The organism is Chryseobacterium bernardetii, from assembly GCF_003815975.1.
GTDB lineage: Bacteria > Bacteroidota > Bacteroidia > Flavobacteriales > Weeksellaceae > Chryseobacterium > Chryseobacterium bernardetii.
The window spans coordinates 4,637,972-4,654,146 of sequence record NZ_CP033932.1 but is presented as its reverse complement, the minus strand read 5'-3'; the positions used below and the strand labels follow the sequence as shown (position 1 = coordinate 4,654,146).

Genomic DNA, 16,175 nt, shown 5'->3' with positions numbered 1-16,175 from the left:
AAAGCCAGGCGCTTAATCTTCGTATATGGATTGGCACCTGGCCTTTAATTTTAAAATTTCAAATCGTTCTCAGGATCCGTTTAGAATTTCCACAGACGGAATAATGCTAACCGGAAAATTAAAAGAATGATCAATTCATTTACTGGATTAACTTCAAAGATCTGAAGGGCGGATGCCTATTATATTAATTCAGCCATAGCCTGGCTAATGGCTGTATAGCCGCCTTCCACCTCCGTAAAGTTGGTGTATCCTCTTCTGTACAGCATACTTGCCGCAATCATACTTCTGTAGCCTCCCTGGCAGTACAGGTAAAAATGATTGTGGGCATCAGTTTCCTCTATCCATTTGCTTATATTAGCTAAAGGTTTATTATGTGCTTTCAAAGCAGATTCCAGGTATTCCCTTTCTGTTCTCACATCAATGCTTAGGCTGCCATCATCCATTTTGGAGACAAATTCCTCTGCAGGGATACGGTGAATGTGGCATACCTTTTTTCCTGTTTTTTTCCAGGCTTCAAATCCGCCCTCCAGGTATCCCACTACATTATCAAATCCAACCCTGCTCAGGCGGGTGATCGCTTCTTCATGTTTTCCTTTTTCAGCAATCAGCAGAATGGGCTGCTGTACATTTTGAATTACTGCACCTACCCAGGGTGCAAAAGTCCCTTTTAGTCCAATATTCACTGAATTTTCTATGAAGCCCTGAGCAAATTCACCTGCATCCCGCGTATCCAGAATCATTACTTCCCCAGCATTTGCTTTAGCTTCAAATTCCTCTGCTGAAAGAGGGTTCATACCATGCTGTAGTACACTGTCAAAACTTTCGTAACCCGCTTTATTCATAGCTGCATTCATTTCAAAATACCCTGGCGGAGCAGAAAGACCGTCCAGCACTGCCGAAATAAAAGATTCCTCGTTTGGCTGGTTGAGGGCATAATTTACCTTTTTCTGATTTCCCAAAGTATCTGAGGTTTCCTTCATCATTTTTTTTCCACACAACGAGCCTTCACCATGCCCTGGATAAACAATGATATCATCGCCGTGTGGTAAAATTTTATGATATATACTTTTATAGAGAACTCCAGCCAGCTCTTCTTTAGTCATATGAGCTGCTTTCTGAGCCAGATCAGGTCTTCCCACATCTCCGAGAAACAAGGTGTCACCGCTGAATAAGGCTGTTTCTTTGCCCTTTTCATCAATAAGCAGAAAGCAGGAGCTTTCCATGGTATGCCCGGGAGTATGAATTACTTTTATGGTAATATTTCCTACTTTAAAAATCTCATTATCTTCTGCTATATAAGCAGCAAAACCAGGTTGAGCTGTTGGCCCGTATACGATTGTTGCTGAAGTTTCATTAGCCAGATCCAGATGTCCGCTTACAAAATCAGCGTGAAAATGAGTTTCGAAAATATATTTGAGTTTCACTCCGTCATTTTTCAATCTTTCCAGGTAGGGTAATATTTCCCGCAACGGATCAATAATAGCGGCTTCTCCATTCGAAGAGATATAATATGCCCCATGAGCCAGACAACCTGTATAAATTTGTTCTATTCTCATTTCTTTATGATTTAATTTTTTAAGCAATTTTTGTCCTGTCTGGTATTTATATACTAGACGATGCATAATGTTTAAATAAAGTTGTGTTTATTTCAATTAAATTATATGTTTTATTTATTTGAATAAAATTACTATTAATATTTCTATAATTTATTATGATAATGATAAATGTCATAATGACAAATGTCACCAATAATCATGGTGATAATTGTTTAATCATTTGGAAATTTGAGTAACTCTAAATGTTTACAACATGAAAAAAATCGTATTGATGAGTGCACTTGCAATAGCAGGATTATTCAGTGCACAGGAAAAAGACCAAGGATTAAAAGGTACTTGGTTTGCAACAGCTCAAGCTGGATATCAAAGCACAAAAGATGGGACTGAAAACGGAAAATCATCCAGTACAACAATTTTACCTGTCGTGGGATATTTTATTGGTCCATCCACAGCTCTTGGTGTTGCCGTAGGAAATGTAGGTGTTAAATCAGAAAATCAGCTCGGATCTAATGTAACGCTGAAAACCAACCTGCTTGTTATAGAACCTTTAGCCAGGAAATATTGGAATATTCATGGAGGGTTATTCTTTTTTGGACAGTTGGCACTTCCTATAATCACAGGGAAAACAAAAGTAACGGCTAACGGAGTGGCTGTACCAGACAGTGAGATCAAGGTCAACCAGTTTGGACTGGCTCTGTCCGGAGGTCTGGATTATGTATTGACAAAACATTTCACAGTAGAATTTTCCTATAATCTGGCAAATCTGTCTTTCACCACAATTAAAAATTATCCCGGAACAACAAAAGACATCAAAACCACAGATTTTGCATTAGCACATGTTGCTACAGTAACCCCTCAATACAACGCCGCCATATTTGGGCCTTCCGGAACAGCTATCGCGCCTTTATCATTTGGATTTAAATTTTTATTCTAGTTTATAAAAATTCACTAAGGATAATATTTTACTTTTTCATAGGACTATTATTTTTTGAAGTAAGCTCTTTGTATAGAAAGAGCTTACTTTTTAATATTGCAATAGTAATGAGATGATATTGTTTGTTTTCACTACGCATTCTATAAGGAACAGTAGCTGAAAACAATGAAGATTATAGTGGATCGTCCAGATTCTAAGAACACAATTGATGTAAGAGGCTGTTTTTAAAGCAGCCTCTTTTATAATATCTTAATAACTGCAGGATTATTGTAATCCAATGAGTGTATCTTGTTTATGCTCTTTTCCACCAGACAACCATAGCATCCGGGTTTTGCATTATGAATATGGATATAGCTTATCTCCTGATTTTCAAAAAACCGAATTAATTGCTCTTTCAAAGCAGCTCCTTCAACAACAGCTGCATCTTGCATCATTCCTGTTTGGTTATAACCCCGTATCGAAAGTAACCGATGATGAAACATCTTTGGAATTTCATTTACCGCTAAATATGCTGTTTTTGCAATTTTTCTCACAAATATGGGTCCACTTGCCCTATACGGTGAGTTTACATCGTGATGCAAGTAAGGCAATAGTATTACTTCTTCCCCCGGTTTAGCATCTTCTAAACTTACACGACAGGGAAAGCCTGGAAATTGATCCACTGTCATTTTCAAAACCCCGATCTTTTCTAATTCGGCGTTTGACATTTCAAAATATTTGGTGAATTCTGAATCATGAAGCGATTTTAATCTAAAATTTATATTCATAGCTTTTTTTAGCAAAAATCGTTGCTACGAAATTATTTTACAATCCGGATCATGCTATCTTTCATTGATCTTAATAAGTGTTGGGAATATTTTGTAGCAGACCTGTTGATGCTTTACAGAATTATATAATGTCAGTAAGTTCTATTTTATATACTTTATGATTCTTGAAAGTTAAGATTACCTTTCTATTGATTAAAAACCATCTCTTTCTTGACAAAATATAACTCCATATATCTTTTGGATAATAGTTAGATTCAATACCTAACTGCAGTATAATTTCTTTTTTAGTTCTGCCTAATAGAAATTCGTAATCTTCAATTTTCATCTTTGTGTTTTTAAGAATCTGATCATTTTTTAGTTTGAGAAACTGGAAGTATTTTGTGTTTTTTAGATCAGATTTAAAATTTGCTTAAAGGTATTTATCTTGTATATAAGGAACTATTCGATATTCTCCTAAATTATACTCAAAGCTACTACGCAAATTTTTTTCATTCGGATTTTATACAATAAACTGCTTTTAATGCTGAAGCTCATTTGCCATGATATTTTTAATATAAAATAAGAAAGCAAAAACTTTTAACCAATAAAAAATCCTTATTTCAAATGAATAAGGATTTTATCAAATAACTTTCTATACGGATTTAGAACTGAAATTTCTTCCAGAATAAATTAGTCTGCAGAGGGTTAATCATCATCATCGTCACTATCCGCATTACTGTTTGAAACAGCAGCATTGTTTCCTTCTCTGATTTCAGTATGTCTTATCTCTCCGCCGGTAGTTCCTGCTTGTTTGGCCAGTACGAGGACTACAACAGATAAAGCAATGGTTACAAAAGCAATAATATTTGAGAATGTTTTTTCCTTAAAGCTTGCCCAAAGCCCTATGAGAGATATCCCTCCTAAAATATATGACAGAACGGCAAATTTCTCGGCTGCTTCTTCATGTATTTTAATGAATTTCTCATCAATTCCCTGAATATGTTCCACAGCTTCTTCAGCTCCTTCACCGGTTGCAAAAGCAGGAATGGTGCTTATGGCTCCCAGAATAAATATGAAATAAGAGGTTCGTTTTACTGCTTCCGAACGGAAAATGAAGCCGCCAATCATGGTCAGAAGCCCCACAATGGGAATGATGATAGGCAGGTGATTAAACACCAGATGCCAGTGTGCGTTATTCATAATGATATAATATTATTTGTGTTTCTATTTTAATTCTATTTCTATTTTTATCCTGCTATTGACACGCCAATCAGCTTTCCGATAGCAAATGTAATGGCTGCTGCCAGCAATCCGAAAACCACCTGTCTGAATCCTGAATACCAGATACTTTTTCCTGTAAATAATGTAATGGCTGATCCAATTCCAAATAGGCCGAAAGCACTTAATAAGGCACTTATGATTACGGCCTGCATGCCTCCTAAAAAGAAAAAAGGGATAACAGGAATAATAGCTCCTATGGCAAAAAGGATAAAGGATGTAAAAGCAGCTTCCAATGCCGACCCTTTCAGATCTTCTGCATTAATGCCAAGTTCTTCCTTTACTAATATTTCATGGGCATGATCTTTATTCGTCATGATATCTTTTGCCATTTGTCTCGCCTGGTCCTGAGGGATTCCTTTAGAAGTATAAATTAAAGCCAGTTCCTTTTCTTCATCTTCAGGATTGGTTTCCAGCTCTTCCATTTCAAGGGCCATCTGATTTTCAAATAACTCCTGGGAGCTTTTTACGGAAATCCATTCTCCCAATGCCATGGAGAGTGCTCCGGCTAAAAGTCCTGCAATTCCTGTGAGCAATACTTCATTTTGTCCGTTCGTAGCCCCTGCAATACCCATAACCAAACTGAAATTGGAAACAAGCCCGTCATTTCCTCCCAAAACGGCTGCCCTTAAAGCATTTCCACCAACAGAGCGGTGGCGTTTTTCAAATCTTGCCAGGTTGGTGCCTGATATTCCGGGTGTATTGCTTAGTACGTTTTTAAGAATTGTTACATGAGCCGTATCTGACAAGGAACCTGCTGTTTTTGACTTTCTTCTGGCTGCAGTAACAGCACTGGAAATACTTTTTTCAGTGTCCAGTAAAACACCCAATACATAATCATAACCGAATATCTTTCCAATAAGCTTGAGTACTTTTGCCCTTTTGGACGGTAACGGTAAGCTGGCAATGCTCAATCCGTTTTTTTTAATGAATGCAATAGCATGTTTGTTTTCAATGTCACTCATCTGTCTGAAAATGTTTGCTACATCTGCATTTTCTTCGTTATCTGCAAGTATGCCATATAAATAACTTGCATCAACTTCGGTTTGTATACTCTTTGGATTTATCATAGGGAATAATTTAATGTGTCTTATCTGGCTGCGGATCCGGATTTACCTTTTACTTTAATCAGTGTCAAAACGAATTATAGTGTATCGACCTTTATAAACTTTTCACCGCTTGTCATCGAAATACTGCAGCGTTTTGGAGCTGCGTTCTCATAAGTATTGCCACAGGTTGGGCAAACAAAATAAGTTTTTGGCAAGGAATTTACAGTATTGCCTGCCAGCGCTGCCAATGCTTTTTCATATAGTATTTTGTGTTTTTTTTCTGTATTATAGGCATAGTTCAGGCTTATCAAAGCGAGTTGGCTGCCGCTGTCATCAGCATCTTTAAGGAATTTCGGATACATTTCCGCTACTTCATAAGCTTCTCCTTTTGCTGCAAATTCAAGATTTTCCCTGGTTGAATTTACTTTCACATCTATAACAGCCGGCTTTACCTCAACGCCCATTTCTTTTAAAACCTCTTTATGGTTTTCGGCATGTATTTTTTCCGACAAAGATGCAGCTTTAAACAGCATTGCAATTTCTTTGTAACCTTCTTCTGATGCTTTTTTTGAAAAAGCGGCATATCTGGCGGAAGCATTTGACTCTCCATTGAAGGCTGCCTGCATATCTTCAATTGTTTTTGCCTTAGAACCTTTATCATTTCCCGCTCTTGTTTCTTTTGCAGCTGGTAACTTCATTACGTCTTTATTATCTTTACAGGAAGATAAAGCCAAACTACTCATAACCAATACTGCCAATAATTGCCCTTTCATTTTCTGTTGATTTATAATTAGTTACTCATTTTCTTCTTTTTCATTCTTTTCATTCTTCTCTTTCTTTTCATTTTTTTCTCCCTGCTCGTTTTTTTCCTTTTTCTCATCCATTTCTTTCGCTTCGGATTCTTCTTTTTTAGGAGAAATTAAAGTATCCTTCTGAGTAACTTTAGCTTCATTTTCAGCTTTTTCCTGGGATGCTGCCTCTTTTTTATTACAAGAGAATAATGCAGTACTTAAAGTTAAGGCTAATAATCCATTGATCACAATTTTTGTTTTCATCTTTAAAAAATTTTATTGTTAATTCTGATACAAAGGTGCATCTGCCTGTCTTTTATTTGTCTTTGTGTTTTCTAAAGATTTTCTAAAATTTCACGAAATGAAGTGAAGCCTGAAGGCAGTTCCTTTTCCTTTTGTACTTTCTACAGTAATATCTATATTTTGCAAACCGCATAACCGCTTTACAATGGATAATCCTAAGCCGCTTCCGGGAATTTGGGTGCTTCTGGAGTCATCTGCCCTGTAAAATGGATTGAACAAAAAAGGCAATTGGTCTTTGCTGATCCCGATTCCGGTATCTTCAATGAGAATTGAATGGGTAGACGCATCCCAGCTGCAGGAGACCGTTCCGTTTGCTACATTATATTTTACGGCATTTGCGATAAGATTATCCAATATTCTTTCCAGCATCATTTCATCTGCCTTTACAGAGAAATCTTTAGGAATGTTATTATGAAATTTAATGCTCTTTTCATCAATAGCAGAAGTATAGGAACTTTCTATCTTTCCGATAAGGCTGAAGAGCAAAATGTCTTTTTTGTGAACTGTAAGAATATTAGATTCCAGGCGTGCCAGCTGCAGTAACTGATCATAAAGTAAGGATAACCGGTCTGTCTGAATCAATACTTCTCTGGCTTTATCTTCATAATATTGCTGTGTTCTTGGTTTTCTCAGAAGGACTTCCATGGTCCCCTTAATTGCAGCCAGAGGAGTCTGCATTTCGTGGGAAGCATCAGAAATGAACTGTTTTTGCTGGAGAAAGCTGACCTCAAGTCTGTGGAGCAGTTCATTAATTGTAGCCGCCAGCCGGAAGATCTCATCTTTATTATCAGGTAGAGGCAGTCTTGAATCAAGGTTTGTATAGGTAATCTGTGATGCTGAATTTATTAATCCCTGGATAGGAGCAATGGCCCTGGATGCCACAAAGTACATTATGAAATATAATACTGATACAATGGTGATGAAAACCACACATAATACAATGAATAAATTGTGCAGTACATTATGGGACTCCTGTCTGGAAATTCCTATCGTTAATTGGCCGATAATTTTATCCTTATCATTATAAACAGGAAACTGACCCTGTCTTATTTTTTGATTGCTGACGGTGGAGTTGAAAAATAGTATTTTCCGGGCATTGGGATTAAACAGGAAAATATTACGTTGTAAATTAGCTGATTGAAAAATTGTTTTACCATTCATATCAACAATCTGGATAAAAACGGGATTGGCTTCCAGCTGTTTATGCTCAGCTTCTTCCCATTCTTCCATTTTGTTCATAGCAATACTGTCTCCGCTAATATTCAGGTTTTTAAAGATTTCTTTTTTTTCTGTTGAGATATCACTATCCAGATGCTGGTAAGAAGTATAGTAAACCACAGTATAGATCATGATGAATGAAACGGCAATTAAAATTGCTGTAGCCAGTAAGTTGTACGTGGCAATTCTTTTTTTAAAGCTCAGTTTCATGATCGTTAATTCTATATCCTACACCGCGGATTGTTTCCAGAAAGGACTGATGGTTTTTATCATCCAGTTTTTTTCTGAGAACATTAACGAAAACATCAATCACAGCAGTATCTTTATCAAAATGAACATCCCATATTTTTTCAATAATGCGCGAGCGTCTGCATACTTTTCCTTTATTGCGCAGCAGATATTCCAGCAATGCAAATTCTTTCTGGGTGAGTGCAACAGGAATATTATTTTTAGTAACACTATGGGCTTCAATATCCATCCGTATATTGCCTGCCTCAAAGATGGTACCTTCTCCTTTTTTGTTTCTGAGCAGAACCCTCATTCTGGCAAGAAGCTCTTCAAAAGCAAAAGGCTTTTTAAGGTAATCGTTGGCTCCGGTTTCAAGCGCAAAAACAGTATCATCAACAGTATCTTTTGCCGTTAAAAAAATAATAGGGATCTCTTTATTTTCTTTCCTTATAGCTCTGCAGATTTCTATGCCACTCATGCCGGGAACCATCCAGTCAAGCAGAATGATGTCATATTCATTAAGATAGTCCAGTGCCATTTCCAGACCTTTTTTCCCATTATCTGCAGTGTCTACAGCAAAACCCTCCTCTTCCAGGCCTTCTTTAAGGAAGCCGGAAATAGAAATTTCATCTTCTACCAGTAATACTCTCATGTGTTTTTTATTATCAATGCATATTAGTTTTCGTTCAGGCCTGGTAATCCCAGTTCTATGCCTGCTCCATGTTTATAAACCAACTGTCCGCCCCAGTATCCTGTTCTGGCAATGGCAGCAACGGTTGCTGCAAAAAGAATAAAAATGACCACCTTTATCCATTTATTATCCTGGCCCGAAGTAAATATTACAATGTAAACCATTGCTGTAATTACGGATAGCCATAAAGCAAAGGTTGCTGCTTGTTTATGTAAATGGATTATTTTACCTAAAGTACCTTCTTGTATGCCGCTTCCTGCTGCATTTCCTGAAATATATGAGAAGATGGTTCCAAACGTACCTAACAGTAATAAATAAAATGCAGCCGTTCTGAAAAATATTCTCTTTTGGAACAAGGAAACCAATTCTGATAAAAAGCCGACCATTAGAAGTGCTATAGGAAAATGAATAATCATTGCGTGTAAATGGGTCTGAGAAATCATAACTTTTTTTACAAATTTGATCTTTCAAGCATTAATACCTCCTTAGTGAAATCTAAATTTTTCCTAAAGATGATCCTTCTGAGTGTAACGGAGACATGAAATACGAATGAACTGGGACTTTGTTTCTCGACAATCAGGCTATTTTAATTGAACAACCGTAATCCTGTTACCATAAAGATCAGCACAATGAAAATAATTACTGCTGTCAGAAATCACAATAGGTTCAATAATTTTCACTCCGTTGTTTTGAACATGGGTGTAAAGTCCGTTGCAGTCATCTGTATATATTACCAATGTAGGCTGTCCCGCAGTTTGTCTGCCTACCATATTTTCCTGTTCTGCCGTTTCAGCTTTCAGGAACCAAATACCTGAGTGGTCATCCGAACAGAAACGTATATGAAGGAATCTTTGGCTTTCGGATACTTTCATATCAAACAACTTTTCACAGAAAAAGTTTTGCTGATAGAATCTGTATGCCTCATCATAGTCTTTAACGAGTATGATAACCCGGCCTAAATTTGTTTTCATTATTTATTTTTTGAAAAGTATAAAAAATATCAGCATATTTATCTATTCCATGTGCTTGCGGTGAATTTCATAAAATCTGTTCTGAAACAGAAGTTTCTCATGAATTCATTTGTCTGCTGGCTGCTTTATACAGCAGAAACAGGTAGATAGTATTTTCATTAAATCCAAAATTATGTTTTGTGTAAAACTAAAATATTTATGCTGAGCAAAACATGATCTAAATCAAATTAAAAAAGGATATAGGTCACTCAATTTTATTTGTGAACAGTATATTTTTGATATTTAATACAAATTTTGAAAATGAATTATTGGAAACATCTGGGAAATATCGGAATGTATCAATGTCTGAATGATTATTCCCAATCTTTGATACAGTCAGGGGAAATGATAACCGTTTCCGGTGATATAATTGTGGAAAAAGATTTCAACTGTCAACATTATCTTGTCTCAGAGTTGTACGGAAAACATAAAATTCAGATAACTGAATATTTTGCTCCTTATCAGCAATATTTAGGAATGAAGTCAGATATTATTTCACTTAAGTTTAAAATTCAAAAAATATTTATGAAACGGTTATCACTGGTTTTGATTACTTTATTCTTTCCGGCTATTTTTTATGGACAGATTAAGGCCGATTCTTCGGTGTCTGCACGTCAGGATTCTGTATATAGCAGCAGTATTTATAAGCCGAATTACAAAAAACTGATTGTTCCGACAGTTTTTATCGGATATGGTGTGGTAAGTTTAACTTCTGGTGCTCTCAAAGATCTTAACAGGTCTACAAAATACGAGATAGGAGAACATCAGCCAAGTAAAATTAAGCTGGACAATTATACCCAGTATTTACCTGCCGTAATGGTTTATGGATATAACCTTGCGGGGATTAAAGGAAAGCATAATTTTAAAGAAAGAACTATCATTTATGGAACTTCCCAGTTGTTGTCTGCTGCTTTTGTTATGCCTCTGAAATACCTGGTGAAAGAAGAGCGTCCGGATGGTTCCAACTCCCTGTCTTTTCCCTCAGGGCATACAGCAACGGCTTTTTCATCGGCTCAGTTTCTTTTCCGGGAGTATAAGGATGAGAATTTTTGGCTTGCTATTTCAGGCTATCCGATTGCCATTTTTACAGGGGTTTACAGGATGTTGAATGACAAGCATTGGCTTGGAGACATTATAGGGGGAGCAGGATTTGGGATTCTGAGTACGGAAATAGCTTATTGGTTATTTCCTACAATCAATAAAATGCTTAATAAAAAAGATTCCAAAAGTATTGCTTTTATTTATCCTGTTTTACAACCTAAGAACAGTGGAGTGGGATTAGTTTTCAATTTTTAAGTATGGTAAGACCCCTCTTAATGTTTTTGAATTTGCTAAGTGCTTTTTTGAGAGGTTGAAAGAAAGATGATTTACTTATATTTGCCTGCAAAGCAAATTCAAATGTTCAAAAAAGTAAGCACTGTATTTATTCTTGGCTTTTATACGGTTTTTTGTTCGGCCCAGCAGGTCCGGCCTTCCAAATCATCTGAAATTTACCGCGAACTCAAAACGCTTAAACATCTTCCTAAAGTTTTATACCTTGCGGCCCATCCCGATGATGAAAATACGGGATTGCTCTCCTGGTTAATCAACGAACAGAATGTAGAAACAGGCTATCTGTCTTTAACCAGAGGTGATGGTGGTCAGAACTTATTAGGTACAGAGCAGGGTGCTGCATTGGGCTTAATTAGAACACATGAGCTTTTGGAGGCAAGAAAATTAGACGGTGCCCAACAGTTTTTTACCCGTGCAATTGATTTCGGGTTTTCCAAAAACACGACAGATACCTTTAAACAATGGAATGCAGACAGCATTACAGCGGATGTGGTTTGGGTAATCCGTCAATTCCGTCCGGATGTTATCATCTGCCGTTTTCCTCCTAATGCTGCGGCAGGCCACGGGCAGCATGCGGCTTCAGCGGTGATTGCGGAAAAAGCTTTTAAGCTGGCAGGAGATAAAACCGCTTTCCCGGATCAACTGAAATATGTTAATGTATGGCAGCCAAAACGTGTATTATGGAATACTTTCCGCTTTGGTGGGGTTAATACAACTGCTGAAAATCAGCTGAAAGTTACCGTTGGACAATATGATGCGCAACTGGGGATGGGCTATGGTGAACTGGCAGGATTAAGCAGGAGTTTGCATAAAAGCCAGGGTGCAGGAACACAGTCTGTAGCCGGCATCAGAACAGAATATTTTGCCCATGTTGCCGGTGAGCCTGCAAAAACAACACTTTTTGACGGAGTGGTTAAAACATGGACTTCACAGGGAAATGCTGATATCGACCAGGCATTGGATAAAATCATTTCGGCTTTCAATTTTAATGAACCAGCCCAGAGCTTACCTGCATTGCTTGCTTTGCGAAAAAAGGTCATGGTGCTAAATGATTCAGACCAGAAAAAGGATAAAATTAAATCTCTTGACAACATTATTTTAAGTTGTGCAGGGTTTATGGGTGAGGTGGTTACCCATCAGGCTGAAGCGGTTGCCGGAGATCATTATAATTTAAGGTTAAATCTGATTTCAAGAGCTGCCAATCCTGTCGTTTTAGATGAGGTTAAATGGTTAAATCAATCAGAAAATTTCAACAGAGTGTTATCAAAAGATTCTTTAATTACCATTCAGCATGACATTCAGATTCCTACGGAGGCAGCCCTTACAGAACCTTACTGGCTGGCAAAACCACCTGTGAACGCAGCTACTTTCTCTGTTCCGGATAAAACTCTAATCGGTTTGCCTGAGGCAGAATCCCCACTGAATGTTTGGGTTGGTTTAAAAATCGGTACGGAAAAGTTTCAGGTTAAGCTTCCTTTATCATTCAAGAAATTAGATCCGGTGCGCGGTGATGTGGTTGAGGCCTTGCGTATTGTTCCTGCTTTGGAACTGAAATTCACGCAACCGCTTTATCTGGTTAAAGAAAATGAAGATTTACATCTGAGCTTAAATCTTAAGGTTAATTCCAGCAAACAGTTCAATAAAGGTGTTCTGAACCTTATGTATAACGGAGAAAGGGTAGGAGGCACTGATGTCAATTCGTTCAATGGAAAAGATTTTACCATTGATTATATTATTCCAAAAACTAAGCTTGCCTCAATAAACTCATCCCGTTTGCAATTGGATGCCAATTTTGTTGCAGATGGAGTAATTTATAATAAGAAGCAAGTATTAATCCAGTATCCGCATTTACCTTCCTTACAATATTTCACCCCTGCCACGGTAACCGTAATGAAAGGGGATATTCAGGCGAAGGTTAAAAAAGTTGGATATATAGAAGGTGCAGGAGATTTTATTCCTGAATTCCTGCGCATTGCAGGCGTTCAGGTAGATGTTTTGAAAGACGGAGATTTTTATGGCAGCATAGATGAATCCGGGGAGAATGGTACTCAAAACAAACTGTTGCAATATGATGCTATCGTGCTTGGTGTTCGTGCCAATAATACAGAGAAAAAGTTAGGTCGTTGGATGCCTTTTTTATGGTCTTATGTGAAAGCAGGAGGTAATCTGGTGATGCAGTACAATACCAATCAGGATACTACCGTTGACCAATTGGGAATGTATAATTTCAGTATTGCCAATAAACGCGTTACTGAAGAAAATGCTGCGGTTACATTTTTAAATCCCAATCATAAATTACTGAACTTCCCGAACAAAATTACTGCGGATGATTTCAAAGGCTGGGTACAGGAGCGTGGTGCCTATTTCCCTGCCCAATGGGATACAGCGTATGAACCGCTTTTTGAAATGCATGATACGGATGAAGAGCCGCTGAAAGGATCCACTTTATATGCCAAATACGGGAAAGGTAATTTTATTTATACCCCGTTGGCATTTTTCAGGCAGCTGCCTGCGGGAAATGTTGGGGCGGCACGTTTATTTTTTAACTTTTTATCCGCACAGAAAAACTGATGAACAAGAAACTTAAAAATTGGAATACCTGGTACGTCTTATTAGCCGTTGCATTGGTAGTTCAGATCGCATTTTATTATTGGTTTACTAAATTCTGGGCATGAGTAGTATAGATTGGACAGTTCTCATTATTACACTGGTTGCAGTGGTGGTTTACGGTGTATTTATCGGCCGTGGCCAGAAAAGCAACGAATCTTATCTGAAAGCAGACAACAAAATGCCGTGGTATATTGTACTTATCGGGATTATGGCTACACAGGCAAGTGCCATTACATTTCTTTCAGCACCGGGCCAGGCTTATACAGACGGCATGCGTTTCGTTCAGTATTATTTTGGTCTGCCTCTGGCGATGATTGTGATCTGTATTACTTTCATCCCGATTTTTCAGCGCTTGAATGTTTACACGGCTTATGAGTATCTGGAAAACCGTTTTGATAAAAAAACAAGGGTACTCACTTCACTGCTATTTCTTTTTTCGAGAGGCTTGTCAACAGGAATCAGTATTTACGCTCCGAGTATCATCTTATCAAGCGTTTTAAACTGGAATATTTATGTAACCAATGTTTTAACAGGCGGTATCCTGATGATTTATACCTATGTTGGCGGGGCAAAAGCGATTGCTCATACCCAGAAATTACAGTTTCTCATTATCCTGGGAACAATGGCTTTTGCGGGGTATCTGCTGATTCAGAATATGCCGGATGGAATTGGTTTTAATGATGCACTGTATCTGGCGGGAAAATCTGGAAAGCTCAATGTTATCACCACAGAATTCGACTGGAAAGACAAATACAATATCTGGAGCGGATTGATTGGGGGTTTTTTTCTGGCACTTTCTTATTTCGGTACAGATCAGAGCCAGGTGGGAAGATATATCACGGCGAAAGATAATACCAACGCAAAAATGGGTCTGCTGTTGAACGGTTTGGTTAAAATTCCGATGCAGTTTGCTATTCTTCTGATTGGTGCTTTGCTTTTCGCTTTCTTTTCTCTGAAGCCGGCTCCGATTTATTTTAACGAACGCTCTTATCAGTATTTAAAGGAAAGTCAACCTGAACAGGCTGCGGTTTTTGAAAAAGAGCATCAGGATTTACAAATAAAATTTAATGCAGAATCGAAAGAAATCCTAAAGCTGAAAGAAACTCATTCTCCGCAACTCCCAAAAACAATTCAGGATTTTAAAAATACACAAACGCAGGTAAAAGCATTACATGGAAGAGTAGAGGAAGCGATCAATAATTCAAACTATAATGCAGAGAAAACGGATACCAATTATATTTTCCTGTATTTCGTAAAAAATACCTTGCCTGCAGGGATGATCGGTTTACTGTTTGCCGTCATTTTTCTGGCCAGCTGGGGTTCCATTTCGGCAGCGCTGAATTCCCTTGCCGCCTGCTCGTTAAAAGATGTTCATTTAATATTCAGCAAAGAAATTCCTGATGAGAAAACTGAATTGAAATACAGCCGCCTGCACACTTTAGCCTGGGGGATTTTCTCCATCGGCGTAGCTATGTTTGCTACTCAGATGGGTTCCCTTATTGAGGCGGTTAATGTATTGGGTTCTCTTTTCTACGGTCCGATATTGGGGATCTTTCTTGTGGCATTTTACTATAAAAAAATTACCGGCTCAAATGTATTTATTGCTGCAATACTATCAGAAATTGTGGTTATTGCCGTGTATCAGTTCGATATCGTTTCTTTTCTTTGGCTTAACGTAATCGGGGCTGCAGCGGTCATTATATTTTCTGCAATTGGTTTACTGTTTTATAAACAGAAAACAGTAAATTCGTAAACAAACAATAATAAAAACAAATAAATAAAATATTATGAAAACGATTATTAAATCTGCAACTGTACTTCTTGCTACCATGACGCTTTCAGTAAATGCCTTTGCACAGGACACTAAAAAACCTGCCAGCCCTCCGGCTACTGCTACAGGAAAAATTAAAGATGCCACCATTACAATAAACTATAGTAGTCCTTCTGTGAAAGGACGTACTATCTGGGGAGGTTTGGAAGCTTATGATAAAGTTTGGCGTGCGGGGGCCAATGAAGCAACAACTTTTGAAACGGATAAAGACATTACCGTTCAGGGTAAAAAACTGCCTGCAGGAAAATACAGCTTTTTCTTAATCCCTAAACAGTCCGGAACATGGACTGCGATTTTTAACAAAGAGCCCAAACAATGGGGTGCCTATAAATATGAACAGGCAAAAGATGCTTTACGTGTTGATGTAAAAACAAAAGCTTTACCAGCTACGCAGGAAAATTTAGTGTATAAGATAAACAGTAATGGATTCACAATGGATTGGGACAAAATCTCGGTTCCTGTAGAGATAAAATAATTTGAATGAGCAATGAAATCCCGGTTTATCCGGGATTTTTTGTTTAAAGTTTCGGCTTTGTGTAATACACTGGTATTGAGGCAATTTCAGTCTGTTTATCCAATAGAGTAAGAATTTCGTGAA

16 protein-coding genes are annotated in these 16,175 nt (G+C 37.6%); 5 read left to right on the top strand and 11 right to left on the bottom strand.

Features of this window, described 5'->3' with window-relative positions; translation table 11 throughout:
- Positions 1-179: 179 nt before the first annotated feature.
- Positions 180-1,556: an MBL fold metallo-hydrolase gene (locus EG339_RS21250; RefSeq protein ID WP_123871890.1), complete on the bottom strand. Its 1,377-nt coding sequence runs from the start codon at positions 1,554-1,556 to the stop codon at positions 180-182.
- Between the two features lie 253 nt (positions 1,557-1,809).
- Between EG339_RS21250 and EG339_RS21245 the strand changes: the two genes are divergently transcribed.
- A complete protein-coding gene (locus EG339_RS21245; protein ID WP_123871888.1) occupies positions 1,810-2,490 on the top strand; it encodes an outer membrane beta-barrel protein in 681 nt (226 codons plus the stop codon).
- Between the two features lie 239 nt (positions 2,491-2,729).
- Here the strand turns inward: EG339_RS21245 and EG339_RS21240 are convergent, their stop codons facing one another.
- From EG339_RS21240 to EG339_RS21195, 10 genes are all read right to left on the bottom strand, one after another.
- A complete protein-coding gene (locus EG339_RS21240) occupies positions 2,730-3,257 on the bottom strand; it encodes a DUF1203 domain-containing protein (RefSeq protein WP_123871886.1) in 528 nt (175 codons plus the stop codon).
- A gap of 121 nt (positions 3,258-3,378) precedes the next feature.
- Entirely contained in the window at positions 3,379-3,582 is a 204-nt protein-coding gene (locus EG339_RS21235) for a hypothetical protein (protein ID WP_123871884.1), read from the bottom strand.
- A gap of 359 nt (positions 3,583-3,941) precedes the next feature.
- Positions 3,942-4,436 (bottom strand): DUF2231 domain-containing protein, encoded by a 495-nt coding sequence (locus EG339_RS21230; protein ID WP_123871882.1) that lies wholly within the window; start codon positions 4,434-4,436, stop codon positions 3,942-3,944.
- A gap of 47 nt (positions 4,437-4,483) precedes the next feature.
- Positions 4,484-5,584, bottom strand: a complete 1,101-nt coding sequence (locus EG339_RS21225; protein ID WP_123871880.1) for a VIT1/CCC1 transporter family protein — start codon at positions 5,582-5,584, stop codon at positions 4,484-4,486.
- Between the two features lie 74 nt (positions 5,585-5,658).
- Positions 5,659-6,336, bottom strand: a complete 678-nt coding sequence (locus tag EG339_RS21220) for a rubrerythrin family protein (RefSeq protein ID WP_123871878.1) — start codon at positions 6,334-6,336, stop codon at positions 5,659-5,661.
- 21 nt (positions 6,337-6,357) lie between these two features.
- Positions 6,358-6,618 (bottom strand): hypothetical protein, encoded by a 261-nt coding sequence (locus EG339_RS21215; protein WP_123871876.1) that lies wholly within the window; start codon positions 6,616-6,618, stop codon positions 6,358-6,360.
- Between the two features lie 90 nt (positions 6,619-6,708).
- On the bottom strand, positions 6,709-8,085 hold the full coding sequence (locus EG339_RS21210; protein ID WP_123871874.1) for a sensor histidine kinase: 1,377 nt from the start codon (positions 8,083-8,085) through the stop codon (positions 6,709-6,711).
- A complete protein-coding gene (locus EG339_RS21205; RefSeq protein ID WP_123871873.1) occupies positions 8,069-8,755 on the bottom strand; it encodes a response regulator transcription factor in 687 nt (228 codons plus the stop codon). The genes EG339_RS21210 and EG339_RS21205 overlap by 17 nt, the downstream gene beginning before the upstream one ends.
- Before the next feature lie 23 nt (positions 8,756-8,778).
- A complete protein-coding gene (locus tag EG339_RS21200; protein WP_123871871.1) occupies positions 8,779-9,237 on the bottom strand; it encodes a DUF2231 domain-containing protein in 459 nt (152 codons plus the stop codon).
- Between the two features lie 138 nt (positions 9,238-9,375).
- On the bottom strand, positions 9,376-9,765 hold the full coding sequence (locus EG339_RS21195) for a VOC family protein (protein ID WP_123871869.1): 390 nt from the start codon (positions 9,763-9,765) through the stop codon (positions 9,376-9,378).
- Positions 9,766-10,065: 300 nt separating this feature from the next.
- Between EG339_RS21195 and EG339_RS21190 the strand changes: the two genes are divergently transcribed.
- From EG339_RS21190 to EG339_RS21175, 4 genes are all read left to right on the top strand, one after another.
- The gene (locus EG339_RS21190) at positions 10,066-11,100 is read left to right on the top strand and encodes a phosphatase PAP2 family protein (protein ID WP_228459662.1); all 1,035 of its coding nucleotides are present in this window, start codon (positions 10,066-10,068) and stop codon (positions 11,098-11,100) included.
- Between the two features lie 102 nt (positions 11,101-11,202).
- Complete coding sequence (locus EG339_RS21185) at positions 11,203-13,707, top strand: PIG-L family deacetylase (RefSeq protein WP_123871867.1); 2,505 nt, start codon at positions 11,203-11,205, stop codon at positions 13,705-13,707.
- 100 nt (positions 13,708-13,807) lie between these two features.
- Entirely contained in the window at positions 13,808-15,499 is a 1,692-nt protein-coding gene (locus tag EG339_RS21180) for a sodium:solute symporter family protein (RefSeq protein ID WP_123871865.1), read from the top strand.
- 34 nt (positions 15,500-15,533) lie between these two features.
- Positions 15,534-16,052 (top strand): DUF2911 domain-containing protein, encoded by a 519-nt coding sequence (locus tag EG339_RS21175; RefSeq protein WP_123871864.1) that lies wholly within the window; start codon positions 15,534-15,536, stop codon positions 16,050-16,052.
- Positions 16,053-16,175 lie beyond the last annotated feature (123 nt).

Coding starts and splice junctions, on each gene's coding strand:
- EG339_RS21215 (WP_123871876.1), bottom strand. CDS start 6,618: ATGAAAACAAAAATTGTGATCAATGGATTATTAGCCTTAACTTTAAGT.
- EG339_RS21175 (WP_123871864.1), top strand. CDS start 15,534: ATGAAAACGATTATTAAATCTGCAACTGTACTTCTTGCTACCATGACG.
- EG339_RS21225 (WP_123871880.1), bottom strand. CDS start 5,584: ATGATAAATCCAAAGAGTATACAAACCGAAGTTGATGCAAGTTATTTA.
- EG339_RS21195 (WP_123871869.1), bottom strand. CDS start 9,765: ATGAAAACAAATTTAGGCCGGGTTATCATACTCGTTAAAGACTATGAT.
- EG339_RS21235 (WP_123871884.1), bottom strand. CDS start 3,582: ATGAAAATTGAAGATTACGAATTTCTATTAGGCAGAACTAAAAAAGAA.
- EG339_RS21250 (WP_123871890.1), bottom strand. CDS start 1,556: ATGAGAATAGAACAAATTTATACAGGTTGTCTGGCTCATGGGGCATAT.
- EG339_RS21200 (WP_123871871.1), bottom strand. CDS start 9,237: ATGATTTCTCAGACCCATTTACACGCAATGATTATTCATTTTCCTATA.
- EG339_RS21185 (WP_123871867.1), top strand. CDS start 11,203: ATGTTCAAAAAAGTAAGCACTGTATTTATTCTTGGCTTTTATACGGTT.
- EG339_RS21240 (WP_123871886.1), bottom strand. CDS start 3,257: ATGAATATAAATTTTAGATTAAAATCGCTTCATGATTCAGAATTCACC.
- EG339_RS21190 (WP_228459662.1), top strand. CDS start 10,066: ATGAATTATTGGAAACATCTGGGAAATATCGGAATGTATCAATGTCTG.
- EG339_RS21220 (WP_123871878.1), bottom strand. CDS start 6,336: ATGAAAGGGCAATTATTGGCAGTATTGGTTATGAGTAGTTTGGCTTTA.
- EG339_RS21230 (WP_123871882.1), bottom strand. CDS start 4,436: ATGAATAACGCACACTGGCATCTGGTGTTTAATCACCTGCCTATCATC.
- EG339_RS21245 (WP_123871888.1), top strand. CDS start 1,810: ATGAAAAAAATCGTATTGATGAGTGCACTTGCAATAGCAGGATTATTC.
- EG339_RS21180 (WP_123871865.1), top strand. CDS start 13,808: ATGAGTAGTATAGATTGGACAGTTCTCATTATTACACTGGTTGCAGTG.
- EG339_RS21205 (WP_123871873.1), bottom strand. CDS start 8,755: ATGAGAGTATTACTGGTAGAAGATGAAATTTCTATTTCCGGCTTCCTT.
- EG339_RS21210 (WP_123871874.1), bottom strand. CDS start 8,085: ATGAAACTGAGCTTTAAAAAAAGAATTGCCACGTACAACTTACTGGCT.